The organism is Chthoniobacter sp. (genome assembly GCF_040003245.1).
Taxonomy (GTDB): Bacteria; Verrucomicrobiota; Verrucomicrobiia; order Chthoniobacterales; family Chthoniobacteraceae; genus Chthoniobacter.
In genome coordinates, this window is the sequence record NZ_JBDUCX010000012.1 from 36755 (window position 1) to 43867 (window position 7113).

At 63.6% G+C, this 7113-nt stretch carries 3 protein-coding genes; all 3 read right to left on the bottom strand.

Annotated elements, in window-relative coordinates; translation table 11 throughout:
* Nucleotides 1–18 precede the first annotated feature (18 nt).
* Nucleotides 19–3654 carry a DUF1549 and DUF1553 domain-containing protein gene (locus ABJF10_RS02930; RefSeq protein WP_348543021.1) on the bottom strand — a complete coding sequence of 1212 codons (3636 nt, stop codon included), beginning with the start codon at nucleotides 3652–3654 and terminating at the stop codon, nucleotides 19–21.
* A gap of 14 nt (nucleotides 3655–3668) precedes the next feature.
* Nucleotides 3669–5234 carry an LpqB family beta-propeller domain-containing protein gene (locus ABJF10_RS02935; RefSeq protein ID WP_348543022.1) on the bottom strand — a complete coding sequence of 522 codons (1566 nt, stop codon included), beginning with the start codon at nucleotides 5232–5234 and terminating at the stop codon, nucleotides 3669–3671.
* 481 nt (nucleotides 5235–5715) lie between these two features.
* Nucleotides 5716–7113, bottom strand: a 1398-nt coding sequence (locus ABJF10_RS02940) for a CopD family protein (protein WP_348543023.1), incomplete at its 5' end; no start/stop codon positions are given.

The window sequence follows — 7113 nt, forward strand, 5'->3', positions numbered from 1 at the left end:
TGGTGTGGTCTGGGTGGGTTAGTGGTTGAAGAGGAAAGAGGAGCTGTTGATGAGCGCCCAAGCGAGATCCTGCGCGCCGGTGAGGCGCTTGTTCGCGTTCTGGGTGTTGCTTTGCGTGGAATCCTGGCGGAGCTGCACGAGCTTGGGATCGAGCTTGATCGGCTCCTCATTTTTCGCGAGCACAGCGCGGCGCTCGAGCACGCCCGGGTCGATGGCCAGCGGCATCTGGTTCTTGCCCAGCGTGAGGGTGAGCTTGCGGAAGTCGGGATCGGCTTCCTTCCAGTAGTTGGTCAGCGCCATTTGGTCTTCCTTCGTGCGCGTCGGGACGGGCTTCTTCAGTGCGTCGACGACCGCCAGCGGCAGGCCGATGGTGAGTGGCTGTTTTGACGTGGTGGCCCAGAGGCGGAAGTGCGCGATGGTGAACATGCCGGCGCGTGGCATGTTCATCTCGAAGCGCAGGCGCGAGCCTTTGTCATCGCCGAGCGGCTTCTTGAAGGTGAACGCAGCATAGTGCGGTACGCCCACTTGCGGCGCGATGGCCCAGCCATTGTTGGCGTCGCCCTTCTTGCCGTCGATGGCGCCCTTGATGTCGAACTTCTCCTGGCTGTGGTCCGCTATGGCGCTGGCGAAGTCCACTTCGTTCACCGGATTGGCGCGGTATTCGGCGGCCTTCACCACCAACTCGGTGAGGACGAAATTGCCCCCGGCGCGGCCAGGGCCGAAGCCCGGCTCATCGGCGCTGGGCAGCACTTCCAGCAGCACGCCGGTGATGGCGGCGAGCTTGGTGTCCACCGTCACGACGTAGTCGGCATTCTGCGCGGTCTGCGGGCCGGCCTTGATGGAGCCATCGGCCTGCTTGGTGAGCGTGATGTTGTTGGTGGCCTTCAAGTCCGTGGGGTCGAGAAGCTGCCAGCCGGTGTAGGTGCGCGCGATCGGCACCGTCTCCTCGAACTTCGCCTGGGCAGCCGCGAGCTTGGTTTTCTCGTAATCCTTCGCGGCGGCATCCGCGGCGACGATATCGGCCTGCCGCTTCTTTTCCGCGGCAGCGACCTTCGGAGCGATTTCCGTTTCGTAACGCGCGAGCTCTTTCCTGGCGGCGTCGATGGCGGCGACGCGGTCGGCTTCCATCTTCGCGATGATCGGGGCCTGCTCTTTTTCCTTGGCCTGCCACTCGGCGACGAGCGTGGTGTTTTCGGGAGTGATCGTCGCCCAGGCGGCGAGGGTCTTCTTGATTTCCTCCGCGGTCGCGGGCCGGTTCAGCACGCGGGCGAAAACTTCGTCGACCAGTTTGGCATCGTCGGTCTGCGTGGAGACCAGCTTGGCAAGGGCGTTCTTGTTATCGCCGATGGCGTCGGCGACCGCCGGGCCCCCGAGCAGCGCCATGACGCTGCCGAGCCGGAGGTCACTGGAACGCTCGCATTCGCAGGCGCTCTCGCGAGCGGGCCGGCCGAGATTGGCGAGGAAGCCGCTGGGTAGATCGAGCGCCGAATCGGGGAGTTGCTGCGCGCCCACGCCGCCGGGGAGATGGGTGGTTGCGCCGGTGACCTTGAGCACCGCGTCATAGAGCACTTCCGCGGGCAAGCGGCGTGCGGTGGCGTGGGAGTAGTTGATCTTGTCGTCTTCGTTCCACTTGTTGGTGGAGACGCCGAGCTGATAAGTGCGCGACTGGCAGATGAGGCGCAGCACATGGCGCACGTCGAAGCCGTGATTGATGAACTCGGTCTTGAGATAGTCGAGCAGCTCCGGATTGGTCGGCGGATTGCCGGCGCGGATATCGTCGAGCGGCTCGATCACGCCGACACCGGTGAGGTAACCCCAGAGGCGGTTTACGTAGCTGGCGGCGAAGTAGCGATTGTCCGGGCTGGTCATCCAGGCGGCGAGTTGCTCGCGGCGGGGAGCCTTTTCCGCCACCGGCGTCTCGATCTTCGTCTCGAAGGGGAAGGTGGGCGGGGCGACCTTGTTGGTGCGCAGGTGAATCATGTCCCCCACGGTCGTGTCCTTCACAATCTCGTAAAGCGGGCGGGCTTTTTCCACCGCGGTGCCGGCGATGACCGCTTTGCCACTGGCAGGATCGCCGGTGAGTTGCACCTGCGTGAAGTAAGCGCCGAGGCGGTAGTATTGGTCCTGCGTCCAGCGCTCGAACGGATGGTCGTGGCACTTGTTGCAGTTGAAGCGCGTAGCGAGGAAGAGGTGCGTGGTGTTTTCCATCGCTTCCGACGGCTCGCGCAGGATCTTCCAGTAATTGGCGGCGGGGTTGTCCTTGGTCGAGCCTGTGGCGGTGAGGATCTCGCGGGCGAATTGGTCGTACGGTTTGTTGTTCGCGACCTGCTCGCGAATCCAGATGCGGAAGTTTTTCGCTCCTTCGCCGCCGAGGAATTTCGAATTCACCTGCAGCATGTCCGCCCACTTGTTCGTCCAGTGCTCGATGAAGGCCGGCGAGCCGATGAGCTTGTCGATCACCGCATTGCGCTTCTCGCGGGCCGGGCTGGTCTCGGCGACAAAGGCGCGCATCTCCTCGGCGCTCGGCGGCAGGCCGGTCAGATCGAGATAAACGCGGCGCAGGAAATCCGCATCGCTGCACAGGTCCGAAGGCTGGATCTTCATTCGCTCCCACTTTGCGGCCACGAGTTCGTCGATGCGGCTCCAGGTCTCGGGTTGCTGCCAGGCAAAACCAGTGCGGTCGCCCATGACGGTAAGCGTGGTGGCGGCGTAATTGCCCTCGTAACGGGCGAGCAATGGCGCCTCGCCGCGGCGCAGGGTATCGATGAGCCCGCCGCCATCGGTCTTGGCCACGTCGCTATTGCCACTCTCGACGAAGGCCTCGGCAGTGACGTCGCGCATCTTGCCGTCGCTGAAAGTGGCGACGATGCGCACCTGCTGGCGCGAACCGACCACCTGGACGACGGGATCGTGCGGGAAAACCTCGATCTTTGTGACGCGCGGTGCTTTCAGGTCGAGCTTGGCGCCATCGGCGATCCACGAGCGGAGGATTTCGTAATACTTGTCGCCGAGCTTGGTCCGCTGGCCGCCTTCGTGCGGCACGCCGGCGGTGGCCTTGAGGAGCATGAGCGAGTCTTCCGGAGAAGCCGTATTGAGGCGGCGACCGGCGAGATCGTCCTTGAGCGCGCGGACGTCGAAGATCGGATCGTAGCCACGCAATGAGAGCTTGAAGCCGTACTTGCCTTCCTTCGCGCCGTGGCAGGTGCCGGCGTTGCAACCGAGCTTGGTCATCACGGGATTCACGTCGCGAATGAAATCCACGGTTTGGTTGTCGACGATATCGGCGACGAGGACCGGTGCGGAAATGCTCTTGCCGCCGATTTCCGCGCGCAGGGCGCCGGTGCCATTGTGCAGTGGCTTGACCTGGCCAGTGGACGTGACTTCGGCTACGCCGCCATCGAGAGCGAGCTTGGCGAGACGCGTGACATCGACCATATCGCCGCTGGCGAGACGGGCGGTGACGACGAGTTGCGTCGCTTCGTACTTGCCGCTGAGCGCGATCTTTGTGGGCTGCACCTCGAGGGCAGTCACTTGCGCACCGGGGGGCAGAGCCTCCGGCGCGGGCGTCTTGGCCATTTCAGGGGTCAGCGCATTGGCCCAGACGGAGGCGGCGCCGAGAGCGAAAAGGGAGGCGAAACGAACAACGGATTTCATGGATTTGGGAAAAATTACTTCGAGTCGAGCTTGACGGTTTGAGTGGTGAGCGGCCCGGCGCCGATCGGCACGGGCACAAATTCCTTGAGAACCTTGGCGTCCGCCGCACTGATCATGCGCACCTTGCCATCTTCACCGGCCACGGCCACGGCCTTGCCGTCGGGCTGGTAGGAGAGGGCGTAGACGCCGGCGTTGAAGGGCACGCTGGCGAGCAGCTTCACATTGCTGGTGAAGTGATCCTCCTCCTTCTTCTTCTCCTCCTCGGTGCGGCCCGCCTTGTTCTCGATGGCGAGGATGTCGGCGGGCATCTCGGTGTCGAAATCGTAGTTGTAGAAATTCACCGTGCCGGTGCCGTCGAGCGAGCTGGTGGCGGCGAAGGACTTGCCATCCGGCGCAAACTGCACGGCGTAGATGCGGCCTTCCATGGCGGGCCATTTGCGAATGCAAAGCGCATTATCGCCGATGCGACGCTGCACCTTGCGGACCAGGCGATAGGCTTGCGGCACGCCATCCGCGCCGCCGACGAGAAATTCATCGCGCTCGGGATGCCGCGCCACGCTTTGCAAGCCGCCGCGCAAGGCGCCGGGAGTAATGGACGAGATATTGTCGATGAAGCGCTGGGATTCAACTTCGGTCAGCTTGGCGCTCATGTCGCGGCCCACGCTCACGAGCTGGTCGCCCTTGTGGGTGAATACGGTGCCGAGCACCCAGTCGCTGTGGGAGTTGGCCTGGAGCACTTGCTTGCCGGTTTCCGCGTTGATGGCGCGCATCGAGTTGTCCGGGCAGCCGAAGGCCACCACCTTGCCGTCCGGCGACCAGCTCACACCGTAGACGGTGTCGAAGCCGATGGCCGCGCTGAGCGTGAGCTTGCGTTTTTCGACGTCCCAGATCTGCACTTCGCCCATCTGCGCCGGGCGCCCGCCGACGGCGGCCAGGCGCTTGCCATCGGGTGAGAAGCGCACACTCTGGATGCGTTCGCTGAGGCCGATGAGGCGGGCGACAAGTTCCGAGCCGTCGGCTTTCCACAGGAGCACTTCGTGGAAGCCCGCGACGGCGAGCAGAGTGCCATCGGGCGAAAAGGCGAGCGAGGTGATGACGGGCGGGCGCTGATAGATCGGAGGATGGTCGAGATCGAAACGCTGGCGGGCATTGGGCGGCGTGTCGTCGATGGCGCCTTCACTGATCCAGCGGCGGATGAGCTGGATATCCGTATCGGGCAGCGGCGCTTTCTTGGGCGGCATCTCGGCTTTGCCACCGTCGGGGGTGATCTGCTCGATGAGAAACGACTTGGCCGGATCCTTGGCGACGACGGCCTGCTTTTTGTCCTTGGTGCACTCCTCGCCGCCGGCGAGCAGCTTGGCGAAATCGGTCATTACATAGCCGCCCTTGGACTTGGCCGGCTGATGGCAGCCCTGGCATTGGGCCTGGAGGATCGGGCGGATCTTCTTGAAATAGCTGACCGGGGCGTTGGGATCTTCTTTTTCGGCCATCTTGGGCGCGGAAGCCGCCGAGGCCGAGACGGCCAGGGCGGTGGAAAGAAACAGGGTGGAAAGGGAGCGGCAAATACGGCCGGAATTCATGTTCAAGTTTGGTGCGGGAAACGGCGGCTAGACTACCTTGAGAATCCTCTGAGCCTAGTTACGGGATTCCGTAATACGGGAGTGCGTAAATCTGCGTGGCATCAGGGGTTTGGGAGCTGCGGGGAGGAGGGGCGGGGAGAAAATTTCAAAGGCTTGATTTACCTTGATTGGCCTTGATCCGCCTTGATTGGCTTTTGGAAGGCCACCGTTTGCCCGGGGAATCATTTTTGAGGCACGATTAAGCACGATCAGGCACGATTGAGCTGGATTACACTGGAGTCCAAACGCCAGCGGCAGGCTTGCGGCCGCCGCCGGAGCGACGAGCCGTTTTAACTGATGAAATGTCATGATGCATACGTGAACTGAGAGCTTCCATTCCCCTGCCGCTCAAACCCTCCGGAACCCCAGCGGCCATACCTCTCCCTATATTGAGACGAACAGGCTAGCACGCCCTGAGATAAAAGTCAAGCTTTATTTGTCTTCAGACCGCCTCTCGGTAGACGAATGCCATGAAAAGCCCGAGCGCGATGATCCATGCCGGCCAGAGCAGGTTGGCCCAGCGGCCGCGGATCAAGTCGCGCAGGACGCACCAGCGCACCGTGCCGGCGAACAGTCCGCAGGCACCGAGGACGGCGTGCTGGACGTTGATGAGATTGGTCAGTTCGTCGGACACGGCGGGGGTGGAGTGCGCGTGGCCGAGCAGGAGAAGGCTGCCGACGATCATGATGACGGGCAGCGGGTAGCCGAGCGGCCGCAGGGCGGCGGGCTTGCGCAGGTCGCGCCAGCTCAGCCAGGCGAGTACGAAGACGAGCGCGGCGCCGATCTGGTGCTCGAGGATTTGCGGATTGGTGATGGCTTCCCATGGGCTGACGTAGTGCAGCAGCCAGAGTTCGGGATTGGCCAGCACGGCGATGAACCCGCCGAAGGGCAGAAGCAGGAAGGGATTGATGCGGCCGGCCCAGAGGCTGAACCGTCCGCCGGAAGCCTGGACCATCCAGCCGATGCCGAGCAAGGTGACGATGACGCCGGACCAGTTATGGGTGAATTCCGAATAGTGGAGGTCGTCGAGCGTGGGACCGCGAGGGTCATCAGGCGCCATCCAGTCGTCGACATGGCTGGTCGGCCAGTGCGGGGTGAGCAGGGCTTGCGTCTGATGTTTTGCGAGGCAGAGCTCGCCATCGGCGCCGGGCGGCGACACCGAACCGAGGATGCCGGCGACGGTGATGACGAGGACACCGGCGGTGACTTCCAATTCCAGCGTGCACCGGAAGCGCCGCAAGATCGGGAGCACATCGCCGGCCGCGCCGAGCAACGCCGGACGGATGATGCGGTAGTTAATGAACCCCGCGGACAGGGCGGGAGCGAGCAGAGTCAGCTTCACCAGGAGCGTGAGGCCGTAGGCGGAGGTGAAGAGGGCGCCGGTCGATTGCAGGAAACGGCAGGCGGTCAGGACGCCGGTGAGTGCGAGGAGGGAGGTCGCGGCGATGGCGAAAGGAGAGAAGCGGCGGACGATTTCCGCCAGCAGCGGCGCGGCGTCCGGCGTGAGCAAATGGCGTCGCGCGACAAAGAGGTGCAGCAGCACTCCCATCCACCCGGTGACGGCAGCGAGATGCGCGATCTGGCAGGCGATGAAGACGGCGCGTCCGTCGGGTTGCGCGGCGGCGTGGCTGACAAAGGCGGTGGCGACCAGTGCGCCGAAAGTGAGCAAGCCGGTGATACTCCATTTCCACAGGCCGGGCAGAAAACGCACCGCGGCCGCCGCGAGTAGCAGCAGGAGGCCGCGCGTCAAATTGAGCTGGCCGACGGTGGTGACGGTGATGAAACGCCAGACGATGGAAAGATCGACTCCGCCGAAGACGGTCTGGTTTTCGATCTCCGC

Coding starts and splice junctions, on each gene's coding strand:
- ABJF10_RS02930 (WP_348543021.1), bottom strand. CDS start 3,654: ATGAAATCCGTTGTTCGTTTCGCCTCCCTTTTCGCTCTCGGCGCCGCC.
- ABJF10_RS02935 (WP_348543022.1), bottom strand. CDS start 5,234: ATGAATTCCGGCCGTATTTGCCGCTCCCTTTCCACCCTGTTTCTTTCC.